We start from the raw sequence: 15,563 nt of genomic DNA, 5'->3' as shown, positions 1-15,563 counted from the left end.
ACGTCTTTGACTGGATACGGCTCAGTCATGTGAGTTAACTAAGCTAGTGACATCAATTGTGAATCTGACAATCAATGTGTAGCGTGGCAGTTAGGGACAGCTTCGAAGAACTAAAGTGAAAGGTGAGAATCCATGGCACAAGACCTGAAAGCTTCTGGCAACAAAGGCCCGGCTGAGTTTGGTCGGGTCGAATCGATTCCGCTGGCTCATCGGCGGATGTCTAACTGGGACTTATTTGCAACGTGGATCGGGGCTAACGCGAACAATGGGACCTGGTACATTGGGGGAGTCATTGCCGCCTGTGGGTTTCTAACAGCGTCGACCACGTTGGTGATTGTGGGACTGATTTCTTATGCTTTGCTCGCAGTTGCGAGTTACATGGGTTATCGGACCGGCGTGCCAGCCATGGCACTGACCCGGGCATCGTTTGGATTACGGGGGAGTTTCATTCCTTCTGTAATCAACGTGATTCAATTCATTGGGTGGGCTGCAGTGAACACTTTTATTGCGGCGACGTCGATCAGCTATATCTTTGGGGAATTATTTGGCTGGCCACTTTACGGCAAGCCAGGTGGGACGTTTGGCCTGATCGTTGGTATCATTATTATGAGTATCCTGCATTTATTGAGCATTTCGGTTGGGGAAAAGTCTGTGCGGATGATCGAACGGGTCGGCATAGTGTTGGTTGTCATCTTTGTCTTGTGGGAATCGGTGGTCGTCTTTCAAACCGTCTCCTTCCACGACATTGTGTCCTGGCGGCCGCCACACAGCCTGCGGATGTCATCGGGAGTTGCGGCTGATACACTAGCGGCGTTCAACCTAGCCTGGGTAACGGCGGCCTCTGACTTTAGTCGGTTCACGGCTAAGAAGTCGGCAGCGACGACCTATTCCTTCCTGGGGGCTAACTTTGGCCTCTTCTGGTTCGCGTTCATTGGGTTGTTCGCCACGATTGGGACGGCGGTTTCGCTGAACCATTTCGACCCGAATAACTCTGACCCCAGTACGGTCGCTGCTAAATTAGGCTTAGGCATCATTGCACTGTTGGTTATTGTTTTGACCAGTACCACGGCCAACGCGGTCAACTTGATGTCAGCGGGGTCGGCGCTGACAAACATGACGCATCGGTTGTCGTTGAATGTTAGTCTGTGGATTGTGACGTTAACGGCCACACTGGTAACCTTTATTCCGGTATATCTGGCCAGTTTCTTGGACGTATTTGAGACGTTCTTGGATGGGATTGGCATGTTCTTGGGACCAGAGATTGCCATCTTCTTGGTTGATTACTTCTTCTTGAAGCGCAAGCAGTATCAACTAGGTGAGTTTACGAAAGTCCGTGGGGCATACTGGTATACGCACGGGATTAATTGGCTGGCGGTTATCAGTTGGATTCTGGGGGTCGTCTCTTACTGGGGACTAAAGCAGGTCCCAGCGATTGCCAATACCGTTGGTGCAACGTTTATTGCGATGGCCATTACGGCGGTCATCTACTGGTTCTTGATGCGAGCAACCCGGTCACGGGCGGTTCCAGCAAAATAAGTGTTTAAAACTGTGTAACTCAGCGAGGTTTTTGGTGAAGGCCAAGCTGGTTACCAGGCTTAATAAAAATAAAAATCGGGTTCTCGCACCTTTGGCGGGGACCCGGTTTTTAATCATCAACTAGTTAAATTGGTCGCACTGCGGCTCTGTTTGTGGTGGAACATGATTACCGCAGACAGGGGGGAGTTGAGCCACTCATGATGACCAAGCTTGTAGACTCGGAACTTTCGAGGCTTCAAGTTGTGTCCACACCGTTCTTACCCTTAGTTAAGTATAAATCTAGGGAAATACGGACTTGGTACCGCGTTGTATTGAAAATTAACTAGATTTGTCATCCGAAGATGGTTTATTTTGCTAAATTTTGGACCAACAACCGGGCGACTGCCTTGGCCGAAAAGGGATTCTGACCGGTAATCAGATGGCCATCCTGAACGGCATATTCCTTGTAGGCACGGCGCTTCATGAAGGTCGCTCCACGTTGTTCAGCAACTGTTTGATTGAAAAATGGAACGACTGATTGCTTGCCTGCCAAAATTTCCTCAGACTTGGTAAACCCGGTGACGTTGCGGTTAGCAATCAAATATTCGCCGGATGCCGTTTGAATGTTTAGGAGTCCAGCAATCCCGTGACAGACGGCGGTAACGTAACCACCATTGGCATAGATACTGGCTGCGAGGCTCTGGAGCGGTTTATTGTCGAGAAAATCCCACATGACACCATGACCGCCAGCATAGTAAATTGCGGCGTAATCCGCCGGGTCAACCTGCGTTGGTGCTAGTGAATGGGTTAACGCCCGCTGTTGGAAGTCGGCAGTCTCATAGAACGCCATAATTTCGCTGTCTGTGTATTTCATGCTACGCGGATCCAGCGGTATGAAGCCGCCCTTAGGACTAACATAATCGATCTGATAGCCGGCCTGCTGCAGAATCAGGGCAAATTCGGTCGCTTCACCCAGCCACAATCCAGTCGGGTCGGTCGTATTGCCATAGCGTGTCGTATTTGTAAGTACAATTAGGATTTTCTTTAAAGTTTTTGATTGCATATCATCGTCTCCGTAACGTGATCTAAGAGGGTCTTCAATTGATCAATGGCTTTGGTCTGATGCGTGAGATAGTAGAAGTTCCTCGTCCCTTCCCGTCGATAGTCGACGAGCTGAACGTCCTTTAAAATTTTGAGATGGTGTGACACGGCTGGCCGTGAGAGCCCTGTGACGCCGATGAGGTCGGTAACCTGAAGACCTCGATGGATAACCTTCTGATCCAGTAGCGCAATGATAATCGCTTGACGCTTCTGATCTCCCAGTGCGACTAGAAAGTCGCTAGAGCGCGTGAACTCGTGTTTCAACTTGGTTAAATTTGACAATTTATATCACCTGGTCGTTTATTGTTTTAAACCATTAAACCATGCTATCGTCTCTCTGTCAACTTTGATGTAGCAATGATCAGTCTCAAACATATTCGTTGACATTTTTAAACCAATTATGTAATATGGTTTTTAATCGTTCAAAAATATAAACGGAAAAGAGTGCGAAACAGCGTGTTCAAAACTATGAAAGCCGCCGTAATTACTCACTATCAGCAAGCCATACCCAACATCAAGACCGTCGCCATGCCTACGCCGCAACCAACCGACGTGCTAGTCAAAATCAAAGCAGCCAGTATCAACCCCATCGACCTGAAAACGATGGCAGGTGGCCTAAAAATATTACTACCCTACCAGATGCCACTGATCATCGGCAGTGATTTTGCCGGCGAAGTAGTGGCTGTGGGCACCGACGTCACAACCTTTAGGATTGGCGACGCCGTGTACGGTCGGCCTCGTAAGAACCGGATTGGGACCTTCGCAGAATACTTGGCGGTCGATGCTACCGATATCGCCTTAAAGCCCCGCAACCTCAGCTTCAAGGAGGCTGCTGCAATGCCACTAGTCGGTTTGACGAGTTATCAGGCGCTCCACGATATCCTACAAATTAAACCTGGCCAACACGTACTGATTCAAGCCGGTTCGGGGGGCATTGGCACAGTAGCCATTCATTTGGCCAAGCGCCTCGGTGCCATTGTCGCGACCACAACCAGCCCGCGAAATTTCGATCTCGTTCGCAAGTTGGGCGCCGACCGCGTCATCGATTACCATACTGAAAACTTTGCGGATGCGCTGACGGATTACGACGCTGTGTTTGATACTCTAGGTGGAAAAAATCTCGAGCAAGCCTTCTCAATCGTCAAGCCAGGCGGCCAGGTGGTCAGCATCTCCGGTTTGCCTAATGCCCGTTTTGCAAAGGCATATGGTCTCCCACGATGGAAACGTGCCCTCTTCAGACTAGCAACGCATCGGCTAAATCACGTGGAAAAGCAGACACAGGTAGCCTACCGTTTCCTCTTCATGTGGCCCAGTGGTACTGAGCTGGCAGAATTAACGCGCTTGATAGAACAGGAGCAATTGCGCCCAATTATCGATCGCAGCTTTAATTTTTATGAACTGAATCGTGCGCTAGCTTACGCTAAGAACGGACACGCTCGCGGAAAAATCATCCTTAAAATTAGTTAATCAAAAAGGTCGGGGATCTCTAACTGATTAATTTTAGGTTTACGAAATAGACCAAGAACAGACTTGGTGGAAACTATGAGACCGTCATTTTCCAGCCCATAACTGGCGGCCGGTATGGTGGAAGAATACACAAGTTAATATTGGTGTTATAACAACCTTTAAGCCGTAAAAAAAGAGCTAGGTATGAGTGATTTCATACCTAGCTCTTGGGCGTATCATCAGGCTTACTTACTGGTTTTCAACCATTTGATGATGGACGGCCAACTTTCGTGGTTAACAATCAACCGTGGCGTCTCATTCAGATTGGTTTGGCTGGTGACGATACCAGAATCCAGCGTAGCCACCCAGTTCAATTGTTGATGAGCCAGGAAGTTGTTGATTTGCGTCGTTCCACCACCATAGGGGTAGGCGAACGCGTTCGCTGTCACACCAGTGTGGGCTTTGAGTTCCTTGGCAGATAGGTGGAAGTCCCGTTCAAACTTTCCTAGGTAATGGGGTTGCATGAAGACGGGTTCCATTTTAGCCGTTAAATGATGCAGGTTATGCGTATGCAAGCCCAGCGTCATCTTGTCGCCCATCAGCTTCTTAGCCGCCTTGATCTGAGACCAAGTGGCCATTTGGCTACCTTCACGGTATTGGCCGGTGTTCCCGGTGATCACGAAGGCTGTGAAAGGAAAGTTGTATTTTTTCATCACGGGTACGGCGTTGTCCAAGACACTACGGTCAATATCATCAAAGGAAAGCACGGCGTACTTGCCTTTGATCGGTTGATGACTCGCAACCATTTGGGTCATTTGTTCGGATGAAATGATCTTGACGTGATTGTCATGTAATTCCTTCATCTGTGCCGCAAACTCGCTAGCAGGAACGTTGAATTCGTGTAGTTGAGAGTTATTTGAGAGCTTTTGTGCGATTTGGGTGGGCACGGTTCCCTTAACAACCCGGTGGTAACAAAAGACCATGATACCGTTCTGGTCTTTTTGGAAGCGGGCGGGTAGGGCATAGCTTTCTTCCGTGTTGTGTAACTTAACGGCTTGGCGTTGGAAGGTCCAACCGAGGCCAAAGACCAGGGCTATCAGGAGGCCAATCAAGAGGCCTTTTCGTGAGCGGGGCGTCATGCGTGACCCTCCTTTTTAATGTGAATCCAGCGGTAAATGCAGTAGATAGGGACAATAATCAGCAAGCACCCAATCAAGATGAGAAAACCGTTGTTTGCATGTGGTGTCAGGTTCAGCAGTAAATAAATGCTGACCAAGCTGTCACTGTAGATTCCCATTTTGAAGGCAATGTTCATGCACACGACCAATGCAACGAAAGCCCACAGGGCAATTAAGATAATAATGCGGACGAGGTGGCTGACGTGCCCCGTCTGGTGACGAATGACGGGATCAAAATTCGATTGTTTTTTCATAATTAAATACCTCGATCCGGACTACGCCAAGTGCCACGGCGCTTGGGATCAATGATGTACGAGGAAATGGCGGCCAAACAACTGATCAAGTTGATCATCCAGTAGTACAGCACGTAGATGGGCACCAGCAGCAGTTCTGGCCCAGCCAGTTTGGCCGTGACTTGAGAAGCCAAGAAGCCCAATGTGAACTGTACAAAACTAAGAATCAACAGGATCAATAGCAGGTTTCCATCCAATGATAGGCCGTGCAGAAAAATCAATTTGATGGTGTAGGTCAGGACACTGAGCGCCGTCATTAGAGCCCAAATGTTACTGATGACCGTTTCAAGTAACAGGAAGCGTTGGCCCCATGGGTTACGGTAGAAGCCACGCCAGTTGGTGAAGAGGACTTCTAGGCCCCCACGTGACCAGCGTTGACGTTGCTTGATCAAACCACGAAAGCGTTCGGGAACCAGAATCCAACAAACAGCGCGAGGTTCGTAGGCCACTCGCCAGTTGTGCCGGTAAAGTCGCCAAGTGATGTCGATATCCTCGGTCATCACGGCCGGATTCCACCCACCGACGTCCTCTAAGGCTGACCGACGAAAGGCAACAATTACCCCAGATACCGTGGTAATGCTCCCAGTTAGGTAGGCCTGTGCTTTCTTGATGATATCGATCACGCCGACGTACTCCAGTAACTGCAGACGACCTAAAAGGCTCGACCGGTTGCGGACGACTGGTTTTCCAGTGACTGCCCCGTAATCTGGTTGCATGGTCAGGGTCGTGATGAGTTGGGTCACAGCGTCGGGAGCCAATAAGGAGTCAGCATCGATACCGACTAAGTAGTCACCCTTAGCTGCTTTTAAGCCCTGGTTCAACGCGTTGGCCTTGCCCTGGTTAACGGGGAGGCCGACAACGGTGATAGGCAACTCGTCGGCCCACTGCATTTTTAAGTCGTGCATGATGGCCAGCGTGTCGTCAGAACTACAGTCGTCGATCAGGACGACCTCGTATTTTTCATATTCTAGTTCAGCCAAGGACTGGACGGCCGATCGGAGTGTATCCGATTCGTTATGAGCTGGAACCAATATCGAGACGAATGGTTCAGTCGTCAGCTTGAGTGATGGGCGTACTTGATGACGCCTTAAAAGGCCTGAGAATAGGCACCCAGTAATCCAAATAATGGAAACGAAAATTGGGTAGCCCACCACAAAGCCGGTGTTCAGATTGTTAAACCACATAACTTATTATTCTCCCCCAGAATGTGTCGTTCATGCTATTAAATAGACGGCCTTGAGAATACCACAACCAACGTATTCAGGGAATAGCAGATGGCAAATGTGGGGGAAACTTAAGGAGTTATTAAGAAAGTCATTTCTAATTTCGATTCGCTGAGCGGGGCTGACGGCTGTTTAGACTGGACCGTGGTAGAATGAGGGAGAAAGCAAGTATGGAGGGTGATCGAATTGATGCAACAGATGCCAATTTTACCGTTAGTCGATCGGTTAACTGAGGGGCAGAGCGTGACGCTGTCAACCAGTGAGGGCGCCGATGTTCGGATCTCACCAGAAGTTCAAGACGGCCAACTGACCGGAAACTTTACCAGTAGCGTTTTACCGGGAATTCGGTACGACGATCCCCGAATCATTTTAAAAGAAACCTTAGCGGAATTCGATGAACGTGGCGTGACCATTACTAGCATCGACTGAGAGAGAACGTGCGGGTAACGGGCCCCTGAGCTGGTGGTGGATTTAACCACAGCTCAGGGGTTTTCGCTATCCAACTCGCGTGGGGGGAGAGGATTGCAGTGAAAATTGATTTTGCCATGTTGACGGCCAAAGACATTTTGAAACTGCGGCTGTTAACGTTTATCAACGACCATGGACAACGTTTTAGTTTGACTGCCTTTGCGACGGCGGCCGATGTGAGTTATTCACGCGCCTATCACGTGTTGCTTAATTTGCGGACTGACCTATTAGTCTTGGATGGCACCACGAGTTTGAGCAAGGATCACCTGGAAACGATGGTTTCAATGGATACGTACCGCCACTGGCTCTATTTACAAAGTATCCCGTATCAGGCTTTACTGGCGACGATTACATCTCAGTCGCAGGAAACGGCGGACTTCTGTGCGCGTCACGATATCAGTTTATCCACCTTTAATCGCCGAATGCGGCCGATGAAGTTGCAACTGGCGCAGTACAACTTACAGTTAACGGCCAGTCCCTTGCAGGTCGTGGGGGATGAAGCCTTGATTCAGCTCTTTTATTTTATGTTGTTTACCACCACGTTGACGCCGGTGGTCGGCTTACCCCGGCTAGCGAAACGTTTGGTGACCCTTCACGATGAACTGGTGCAGACCTATCAGTCTTCACGACTGTATCAGGACTCTGCTAGCTTGGCGCAACGACGAGACCTCATGATCACGATAGCGCTGTTGCGGTTGGAGCAGGGACACCGATTCGAAGCGCTGCGGTTCCCGCTGGCTCACCTAACAGATCTCCGTGCGTTGGCCGAGCAAATGCAGGCCCAGTTGGGGGATTCACCACAGGAGGTTCTGACGGAACTGGCGACGCTGGATTATTTACTGACGAGTTCGCCGTACTTTGTGCGAGCTTTACAGCCACAAGCTATGGCTCGGTTGTACCGGGGACTCAAACAACACGGTGGCTTTTATCAATTGGCGCCGGGGGTCACTGAGCTTGAGGACTACGCCAGTGGAGCGGATTGGTTTGCCAACTGGCTCTTTGCACTCTGCCAATTCATGCTCCTCTTTCGGGTCGATCCGCTATTACGTCCAGAAATTACAGCGTTGTACCGACCAACGCCAGCATCCATGGCGGCGGCTTTGGCTTTGGCTGATAGTATGGGGCGGTTGTACCCCGGCCAAGTGGGGCCAGCCGACTTGCGACTGGTGCAACGCTACCTGAGTAAATATACGAACGGGTTGACGTTGACGGCGGCTAAGGTTGAGATCTTAGTGACCTACGACATGATTGGTGTGACCACGGATATTTTCAACAGATTGTTGAGTGGTATCGTGCACCTAACCTTACTCACTAATCAAACGGTGATTGATCAGACTCATCGGGATAATTATTTGGTGGTGTACGGTATCGACCCGTTAGCGGCTGAATTTGCGCAACGTCATCAGTTGGAGGCCTTTCACTGGGTCAAGGAACTGGAGTACGGTGAAAATTTGGATCGGCTGATTCGAACGTTGCGTCACCACGAGCTGTCACTTTTTGCGCTGGACTTTAATAACCGGAGTAGTCAGATTGCGCATCGGGACGGCGTGAACGGCGGCTAAACTGGTTAAACATTCATGAATGATTGGCGGGGGAGACTGTGACGTAGGTCAGGGCCTCCCTTTACTTTGTACTCCCGTCTGTCCTGAAACTTTGTGGTATCAGGGGAATGCGGCCGATAATAGTGAGTAACTAACGGTTGAAGTTCGAAAACCGTTATCAAGCCAAGAATAGTACGGCGTTATAGACTTAAAACTAGTCCTATCCAGCCACCTACGGCTGTCAGAGATTCCACCTGCTGTGGGGAACGCCTACGGCCTGAAAAGCGGTCCTTCGGCTCGGTTTGGAGCCCGGAGAAACCACCAGTCTCCAAACACGTCCCACGCTGTAAGCCGAAAATCGGCTAACACCGTCGACACAGCTGGCTCCACCTCTGACCACCTCCGGTTAAACAGGTTCTTGAAAACTAAGCTAGCTTAATTGCCTGAATAGCGGTACTTACGCAATATTATTGGCGCTCCACTGGGTAGCCGAGAGTGAGCCAAATTTGGACTCAGCCGTAGGATTTTCAAGTGGCTTTCTTGAAAATGGCGACTTGAAGACGTGTTTTGCGGCTTCAAGCGAGGGGCAAGACCGCTTTTTGGCTTGTCCCGTCCTTCCCACCGCGTTCCGGTCCAAATTTGGCGAACGGTAAGGCGGCAATTTCCCACTATGTCCGACTAACCCCTGACACCCAACCCTTGTTGTATCAGGCACAGTGGGTGTTTCAGTGCTTTCAACCTTTAAGTGAGTAATTGATGCAAAAACCTACTATATATAAAGGCTATCAGCTAGTCTCAAAGATTAGGTGGTGGGCCACAATATTAGGTGGTTGATGTAGCGGCAACTTACAAGTGGCCTTCAGGGGCTGATGGGCTGCAAGTTGCGGGTGACTATTCACCTTACCCACTGGTTGCAGTTAATATTGACGCCGTTAGCCTAATTTGCGGTAAAATAAGAGGCAATTAATGACGGGAGGTGGCGTGATGACGCCAGCAGCTTTTAGTACCGGAAGGGTTCAAGTGAATAAGACGATTGCGGAACTGCGTCGGCTGGGTAAGGGTGCTCGGGAACAGGTCTCGTTTGAACAGCTTGGCGCTTACCACCCCGTTGATCGAGACAGTAACCTCTTGATGGATCGCATTCGGCAGTTATTGTTGCCGGAGCTTTTGCCGGAACGAACCCAGCGCATGGGGGCGTCGACTTTCTCTTTTTTCCGAGGAACGGCGGAATTAATGGAAGCCGACTTGCGTGAGCAGTTGAACACACCCATCACGACCTTTATTTGTGGGGATGCCCACATCGGAAATTTTGGATTTTACGCATCGCCTGAGCGCCGACTACTATTTGATTTGAATGACTTTGATGAAGCGGGGATCAACCCCTGGGAGTGGGATTTGAAACGGTTGTTAGTCAGCGTACTTTTAGCGGGTGAAGCAAATGGCTTTAAGGAAAAGAAACTGCGGCAATTATTACCACTGGTTGCTGAGAGCTATCGCAAGAGTAACAAGCAGATGTTTGAGCAGACGACCTTGGCCCGCTTCTACCCATTGAACGAAGTGGACCGGCTGTTGAAAGCTAGTGCGTTGGACAATGATAATTCTCAGTTGTTAACAACGATTATCAATCGGGCTAATAAGCGAGACTCAGAACAGGTCGTTCGGAAATTTACGACGCTGGATGTCCGTGGTAACTTGTGTTTTCGTGAAAATGCACCGCGAACCATGCACGTGGATGACGACGTGACCAGTCATATTGCGACTTACTTCGCGGCGTATCGGCAGTCTTTACGGCCAGACGTGAACCTGTTACTTTCGCAGTATCACATTACGGACATTGTTCGGCACAGCGTGGGGGTTGGTAGTTTTGGCTCCCGTTGCTATCTCGTGCTGCTGACGAGTATTGATGGTTCCCACTTGGTATTACAGGTCAAAGAGGCATTGCCAACTCGACAGGTTGGTAGTCAGGCAGAGACTGAGATTACGGTGGCCCTTGAACAAACGGAAGGGCAACGAATCGTGGACTGTCAGAAAATCTTGCAGTCGGCTTCGGATCCCTTCTTGGGTTATTTCGCTGGGCAACAGCAAAGTTTTTATGTTCGACAATTTCGGGATATGAAGGAATCAATCGATCTGACCCAACTCGACTGGGATCAGTTCCAGAGTTATGCGAATACTTGTGCCTGGACGCTGGCCATTGCCCACTGTCAAAGCCCAACGGCTGCAGAAATTCGCGGGTACATTGGGAGTGGCAAGCACTTTGATGAGAATCTGGCCGCGTTTGCCTGGGCTTACGCTGAGCAGGTTAAGACGGACTATGCTACCTTTAAGGACTACAGATTGGCCTAAGCAGGTCGCCACAGAAATGTGGTCGTGGTACAATGAAAGCGGATACAAAATTGATTTGGAGGGAGTGGGGCGCATGGTGGAGCAGGATCAGTTACAACGCCTGACCCAAATTTATACGGTTGTGACGCAGTGTTACAATCAACCCCTGGCGGATATGGCAGTCAACTTGCCACAATGTCAACTGTTGGGGTACGTTGGCGGTGAACAACTTTCAGTGGCCCAGGTCGCTCATAAATTAGGGTTTTCGGCGACCCGGACGTCCAATTTGGTGGTTGATTTATGTAAGCGGGGCTATCTTAAACAACATGTTGCCTCGAATGATCGGCGCCGACGGTACTTGGCTTTAACGGTACAGGGCCAACAACAGCTGGATGTGATTCAGCAGCAATTACCAGATATTTTACATAAGACGCTTCAGGAACTATATGGGGCGGCTAATTGAGTCGTGCGGGTAGTGCGGTTCCAAAAAAAGGCAAGAAAAAAATCGGGAGTGACTATCAGCAAGTTGGCTGGTAAGCTACCGATTTTTTGTTGGCGATTTAAGTTGGGTAGATTCTCTTAAGCGGGTAATGGCGTCGGCAAGTAGACCGCCAATCACCACGATGGCAAGTCCGCCAAAGCCCAGTCCTCCGAGACCGATAACAGCAGCGGTGATGCGGAGGTTGATTAGTGCGGCCAGTCCGGCAAGCACAATGATCGCAATGAATAAGGGGGCAAGCATATCAATGAAAATTCGTGTGTTGGTCATTTAATTCACCACTTTCTGTAAAAAACAATATGAAGGATATTATGTTGCAAACTCGTTGAAAATGCAAGGATAATTTGCGTTTTCAGGGTTATTTATTTAATGGGTCATATAAAAATAAAGTTAGGGACGTTTAAAAAAGTCTTTACAATTACTGATGGGCCAGTATAATGGTGAAATACCATTTAGAAAGAGGAGTTGAAAACATGACAGACAACGTTTCAACGAAGCCGACTAGTATTGGCGGTTACGCAAACGGCCCGTCATTGGAAGAAATTAACGGGACCGTGACGATTCCAAAGGAAAAGGGCTTCTTGAAGAACTTACTGGCCTTTTCTGGTCCCGGTGCATTAGTTGCCGTGGGGTATATGGATCCAGGAAATTGGGTGACGTCAATCGGTGGGGGTGCCAAGTATGGTTACCTGCTGATGTCTGTAATCTTGATTTCGAGTTTAATCGCGATGTTGCTTCAGTACATGGCGGCTAAACTGGGCATTGTGACGCAGATGGATTTGGCCCAAGCCACTCGGGCACATACGGGTAAGCGGATTGGGGCTGTGTTGTGGGTCATGACAGAGTTGGCCATCATGGCGACTGATATTGCGGAAGTAATTGGGGGCGCGATTGCCCTGCAACTGCTATTCGGGGTGCCACTAATTATCGGGGTTTCCCTGACCGTTTTCGACGTCTTACTACTATTACTATTAACTAAACTTGGGTTTCGTAAGATTGAGGCCATTGTGCTGTGCTTGATTACTGTGATTTTAGTAGTCTTTGCTTATGAAGTTATCATTGCGCAACCGAACATGGGGGCAGCGGTGGCCAACTTCATTCCACGTCCAGAGATTGCGCATCCAGGGCAGTTAACAATGGCGCTGGGGATCGTGGGTGCAACGGTAATGCCACATAACCTCTACTTGCACTCTTCCATTTCCCAGACACGGAAATTCAACCGGGAAGATCCTCAGGAAATGGCTCGGGCGGTTAAATTCACCACTTGGGATTCTAACATTCAATTAATTGGTGCGTTTGTGATCAACTGTCTCTTACTGCTGCTAGGGGCAGCCATGTTCTTCGGTAAGAGTACTGATCAGTTGGGTACGTTTGGTAATCTGTACGCTGCATTGCAAGACAACCATTTGGCAGGGGCCGTTGCGTCGCCAGTGCTGTCAACGCTATTTGCGGTCGCCTTGCTCGCTTCGGGTCAAAACTCAACAATTACGGGAACCTTGACTGGCCAGGTCATCATGGAAGGCTTCGTGAACATGAAGATTCCGCTTTGGGTGCGGCGACTGGTGACCCGGTTGATTTCCGTGGTCCCCGTTATCGTTATTTCTATCATATATGGTGGTAGTGAAGCGGCGTTGGATAATCTCTTGGTTAATTCGCAAGTCTTCTTATCAATCGCCTTACCGTTCTCGATGATTCCGTTGACGATTTTTACGTCATCGAAGAAGATCATGGGGGAACAGTGGGTCAATAAAAAATGGGTGACGATTCTGGCGTGGGTATGTACGATTGTGCTGACCATTTTGAATGTTCAGATTGTCTGGACCACGCTGACCGACCTCTTTTAAGCAACTGGTGTATTGACTTTTCGCCGGTGTCCCGGTATCATCGAGTTCATAAGCTAGGAAACAGTTCAGTAGTGAGGGCGGCTCCGGTCAAGAGATCTGACGGTGCTGGGAGTCAGAACGTCCGTCTTCACGAATTACGCTGCGGAGCGGCCGAGTAATCGGCGGGTCATTCCGTTAAAAATGACGAGCGGTTGTCAATTGACAACAACTTGGGTGGTAACGCGGATTTCAATTCGTCCCTGATGGCCTTGGGCCATTGGGGACTTTTTTGTTGAGACAAACACTGTAGGAGGAAAAGAATATGTCGATTATTGATGAGTTAAAGTGGCGCGGTGCTATCAACCAACAGACTGATGAAGCCGGTTTAGGTGAATTGGTCAATGAAAAGGCCGTTGGTTTGTACGCTGGGATTGACCCAACTGGGGATTCCATGCATATTGGCCACTTGATTCCGTTCATGATTCTGAAACGATTCCAATTAGCGGGTCACCGACCATACATTGTGATTGGTGGGGCTACTGGTTCTATTGGGGATCCTTCAGGTAAGAAGGCAGAACGGGTTCTGCAAACGATGGATCAAGTACGCCACAACCAAGAGTGCCTGACGGGCCAGATGGAACACCTCTTTGGCCAAGATGGGTCCTTTAAGATTGTAAACAACTACGACTGGTTGTCTAAGGTTTCTCTGTTGGACTTCTTACGGGATTACGGGAAGCTGTTTAACGTGAACAACATGTTAAATAAAGAAGTCGTTGCTTCACGGTTGGAAGTGGGGATTTCTTACACGGAATTCACCTACCAAATTCTGCAGTCAATTGATTTCCTTCATTTATTTGAAGCAGAAGATGTTCAATTGCAAATTGGTGGTGCTGACCAGTGGGGGAACATCACAGCTGGGATTGACCTGATCCATAAGCAAAAGGGTGCAGATGCTAAGGCTTACGGGTTGACCATTCCGTTATTGTTGAAGGCTGATGGAACTAAGTTTGGGAAGTCTGAAGGCGGTAACGTTTGGCTTGATCCTGAAAAGACGTCGCCTTACGAATTCTACCAATTCTGGATCAATACGGATGATCGTGATGTCATCAAGTTCTTGAAGTACTTTACCTTCTTGGACCAAGACGAAATCAAGCGCTTGGAAGACGCCGTAGCAGCTCATCCTGAAAAGCGGGAAGCCCAGATTCGCTTAGCTGAAGAAGTGACTGAGTTCGTGCACGGTAAAGAAGCTGTGGTTGAAGCACAACATATTACGAAGGCGTTGTTCTCCGGGGATGTTGCTGAGTTAACGGCTAATGAAATTGAACAAGGATTCAAGAAGATGCCTTCTGTGACAGTGAATGCTGACAAGAAGAACATTGTTGAATGGTTAGTTGATGATACTAAGATTGAATCTTCTCGTCGTCAGGCACGGGAAGATTTGACTAACGGTGCTATTCGCATCAACGGGAACAAGGTTACGGATACGGATGCAGAGATTGATCCAGCCAGCGCCTTTGATGGCAAGTTTGTCATTGTTCGTCGTGGTAAGAAACGGTACTTCTTGGTACGTGTAGCAGGTTAGGTTAACTTTTAGAGAGCTGTAGAAATCCAATTGGGGGTTTCTACAGCTCTTTTTGAGTGGATGATTGGGAAATGGCGGCATATATAAATAACCCCGAACATTCGTCGGGAACGTTCGGGGTTATTGCTGGCTAAAATAAAGCCGAACGGTTATAATTAATAAATCAGGAAACACACGGCCGTCGGGTAACTATTTTAGGCGGTTTCAAGCGTAAAATATGTCTTTGAAAAAAGATCCATTTGTTTTCATATTTTAGTTGACGTGCTGGTTCCTGGTTGGTATAGTTATATACGTTGTCACGGCGATTCATCAGCTAGACCAATTCGAAAGATTGAAATTAGTTGTTGACAGTTGTGTTAATAAAATGATATATTATTCTAGTTGTCTCATTGAGACGGCGGTCAGTGAGGAACGTTGTTAAATTAAACTTCCTGTTGACATCATATTGATTGAATGATATGATTATTAAGTTGTCTGCGAGAGCGGATAACTGGTAGACCTTTGAAAACTGAACATTGTTTCGACAAACCAAATATGTGTAGGGCGGTTTGATACTTGGTATCAAACCC

At 48.6% G+C, this 15,563-nt stretch carries 14 protein-coding genes and 1 other annotated feature; of the genes, 8 read left to right on the top strand and 6 right to left on the bottom strand.

What is annotated here, in order from left to right; translation table 11 throughout:
* The first annotated feature begins 132 nt into the window (after positions 1–132).
* Positions 133–1,536 (top strand): cytosine permease, encoded by a 1,404-nt coding sequence (locus EKM75_RS07800; protein ID WP_125693497.1) that lies wholly within the window; start codon positions 133–135, stop codon positions 1,534–1,536.
* A 346-nt stretch (positions 1,537–1,882) separates the two neighbouring features.
* Here EKM75_RS07800 and EKM75_RS07795 read toward each other — a convergent pair whose 3' ends face one another.
* Together EKM75_RS07795 and EKM75_RS07790 are read right to left on the bottom strand one after the other, a co-directional pair.
* Positions 1,883–2,578 carry a type 1 glutamine amidotransferase domain-containing protein gene (locus EKM75_RS07795; protein WP_125693495.1) on the bottom strand — a complete coding sequence of 232 codons (696 nt, stop codon included), beginning with the start codon at positions 2,576–2,578 and terminating at the stop codon, positions 1,883–1,885.
* Positions 2,560–2,898 carry an ArsR/SmtB family transcription factor gene (locus EKM75_RS07790; RefSeq protein WP_125693493.1) on the bottom strand — a complete coding sequence of 113 codons (339 nt, stop codon included), beginning with the start codon at positions 2,896–2,898 and terminating at the stop codon, positions 2,560–2,562. The genes EKM75_RS07795 and EKM75_RS07790 overlap by 19 nt, the downstream gene beginning before the upstream one ends.
* A 186-nt stretch (positions 2,899–3,084) precedes the next feature.
* Between EKM75_RS07790 and EKM75_RS07785 the strand changes: the two genes are divergently transcribed.
* On the top strand, positions 3,085–4,083 hold the full coding sequence (locus EKM75_RS07785) for an NADP-dependent oxidoreductase (protein ID WP_125693643.1): 999 nt from the start codon (positions 3,085–3,087) through the stop codon (positions 4,081–4,083).
* Between the two features lie 224 nt (positions 4,084–4,307).
* Here EKM75_RS07785 and EKM75_RS07780 read toward each other — a convergent pair whose 3' ends face one another.
* Genes EKM75_RS07780 through EKM75_RS07770 form a run of 3 tightly spaced genes read right to left on the bottom strand, consistent with a single transcriptional unit; the run spans position 4,308 to position 6,717 of the window.
* Positions 4,308–5,201: a polysaccharide deacetylase family protein gene (locus EKM75_RS07780; RefSeq protein ID WP_125693491.1), complete on the bottom strand. Its 894-nt coding sequence runs from the start codon at positions 5,199–5,201 to the stop codon at positions 4,308–4,310.
* Positions 5,198–5,494 (bottom strand): hypothetical protein, encoded by a 297-nt coding sequence (locus tag EKM75_RS07775; RefSeq protein WP_125693489.1) that lies wholly within the window; start codon positions 5,492–5,494, stop codon positions 5,198–5,200. The genes EKM75_RS07780 and EKM75_RS07775 overlap by 4 nt, the downstream gene beginning before the upstream one ends.
* Positions 5,495–5,496: 2 nt before the next feature.
* Positions 5,497–6,717 (bottom strand): glycosyltransferase, encoded by a 1,221-nt coding sequence (locus tag EKM75_RS07770; RefSeq protein ID WP_125693487.1) that lies wholly within the window; start codon positions 6,715–6,717, stop codon positions 5,497–5,499.
* A 228-nt stretch (positions 6,718–6,945) separates the two neighbouring features.
* On the opposite strand from EKM75_RS07770, the gene EKM75_RS07765 reads away from it, so the two are divergent.
* The 4 genes from EKM75_RS07765 (at position 6,946) to EKM75_RS07750 (ending at position 11,553) form a co-directional block, all read left to right on the top strand.
* Positions 6,946–7,185, top strand: coding sequence for a hypothetical protein (locus EKM75_RS07765; protein WP_225426681.1), 240 nt, complete (start codon positions 6,946–6,948; stop codon positions 7,183–7,185).
* Between the two features lie 98 nt (positions 7,186–7,283).
* Positions 7,284–8,786: a helix-turn-helix domain-containing protein gene (locus EKM75_RS07760; RefSeq protein ID WP_125693485.1), complete on the top strand. Its 1,503-nt coding sequence runs from the start codon at positions 7,284–7,286 to the stop codon at positions 8,784–8,786.
* Positions 8,787–9,749: 963 nt separating this feature from the next.
* On the top strand, positions 9,750–11,111 hold the full coding sequence (locus tag EKM75_RS07755) for a DUF2252 domain-containing protein (protein WP_125693483.1): 1,362 nt from the start codon (positions 9,750–9,752) through the stop codon (positions 11,109–11,111).
* 73 nt (positions 11,112–11,184) lie between these two features.
* A complete protein-coding gene (locus tag EKM75_RS07750; RefSeq protein WP_125693481.1) occupies positions 11,185–11,553 on the top strand; it encodes a MarR family winged helix-turn-helix transcriptional regulator in 369 nt (122 codons plus the stop codon).
* Positions 11,554–11,628: 75 nt separating this feature from the next.
* On the opposite strand, the gene EKM75_RS07745 is transcribed toward EKM75_RS07750, so the two are convergent.
* A complete protein-coding gene (locus EKM75_RS07745) occupies positions 11,629–11,859 on the bottom strand; it encodes a hypothetical protein (protein WP_125684496.1) in 231 nt (76 codons plus the stop codon).
* A 203-nt stretch (positions 11,860–12,062) separates the two neighbouring features.
* Here EKM75_RS07745 and EKM75_RS07740 point away from each other — a divergent pair, with 203 nt between their 5' ends.
* Both EKM75_RS07740 and tyrS read left to right on the top strand, forming a co-directional pair.
* Positions 12,063–13,433: an Nramp family divalent metal transporter gene (locus EKM75_RS07740; RefSeq protein WP_125693479.1), complete on the top strand. Its 1,371-nt coding sequence runs from the start codon at positions 12,063–12,065 to the stop codon at positions 13,431–13,433.
* Positions 13,434–13,479: 46 nt separating this feature from the next.
* Positions 13,480–13,677: a binding site (T-box leader), on the top strand.
* Between the two features lie 57 nt (positions 13,678–13,734).
* Positions 13,735–14,994: a tyrosine--tRNA ligase gene (gene tyrS, locus EKM75_RS07735; protein ID WP_125684500.1), complete on the top strand. Its 1,260-nt coding sequence runs from the start codon at positions 13,735–13,737 to the stop codon at positions 14,992–14,994.
* The last annotated feature ends 569 nt before the right edge of the window (positions 14,995–15,563 follow it).

The sequence above is a fragment of the Levilactobacillus tongjiangensis genome, assembly GCF_003946345.1.
GTDB classification, from domain to species: Bacteria; Bacillota; Bacilli; order Lactobacillales; family Lactobacillaceae; genus Levilactobacillus; species Levilactobacillus tongjiangensis.
Note: the sequence above shows the minus strand (reverse complement) of the source record. Positions and strands in the feature narration are given on the sequence as shown.

Excerpts from the sequence above, each read along its gene's own strand:
- EKM75_RS07800 (WP_125693497.1), top strand. The coding sequence starts at position 133 with ATGGCACAAGACCTGAAAGCTTCTGGCAACAAAGGCCCGGCTGAGTTT.
- EKM75_RS07795 (WP_125693495.1), bottom strand. The coding sequence starts at position 2,578 with ATGCAATCAAAAACTTTAAAGAAAATCCTAATTGTACTTACAAATACG.
- EKM75_RS07785 (WP_125693643.1), top strand. The coding sequence starts at position 3,085 with ATGAAAGCCGCCGTAATTACTCACTATCAGCAAGCCATACCCAACATC.
- EKM75_RS07780 (WP_125693491.1), bottom strand. The coding sequence starts at position 5,201 with ATGACGCCCCGCTCACGAAAAGGCCTCTTGATTGGCCTCCTGATAGCC.
- EKM75_RS07775 (WP_125693489.1), bottom strand. The coding sequence starts at position 5,494 with ATGAAAAAACAATCGAATTTTGATCCCGTCATTCGTCACCAGACGGGG.
- EKM75_RS07770 (WP_125693487.1), bottom strand. The coding sequence starts at position 6,717 with ATGTGGTTTAACAATCTGAACACCGGCTTTGTGGTGGGCTACCCAATT.
- EKM75_RS07765 (WP_225426681.1), top strand. The coding sequence starts at position 6,946 with ATGCAACAGATGCCAATTTTACCGTTAGTCGATCGGTTAACTGAGGGG.
- EKM75_RS07755 (WP_125693483.1), top strand. The coding sequence starts at position 9,750 with ATGACGCCAGCAGCTTTTAGTACCGGAAGGGTTCAAGTGAATAAGACG.
- EKM75_RS07750 (WP_125693481.1), top strand. The coding sequence starts at position 11,185 with ATGGTGGAGCAGGATCAGTTACAACGCCTGACCCAAATTTATACGGTT.
- EKM75_RS07745 (WP_125684496.1), bottom strand. The coding sequence starts at position 11,859 with ATGACCAACACACGAATTTTCATTGATATGCTTGCCCCCTTATTCATT.
- EKM75_RS07740 (WP_125693479.1), top strand. The coding sequence starts at position 12,063 with ATGACAGACAACGTTTCAACGAAGCCGACTAGTATTGGCGGTTACGCA.
- tyrS (WP_125684500.1), top strand. The coding sequence starts at position 13,735 with ATGTCGATTATTGATGAGTTAAAGTGGCGCGGTGCTATCAACCAACAG.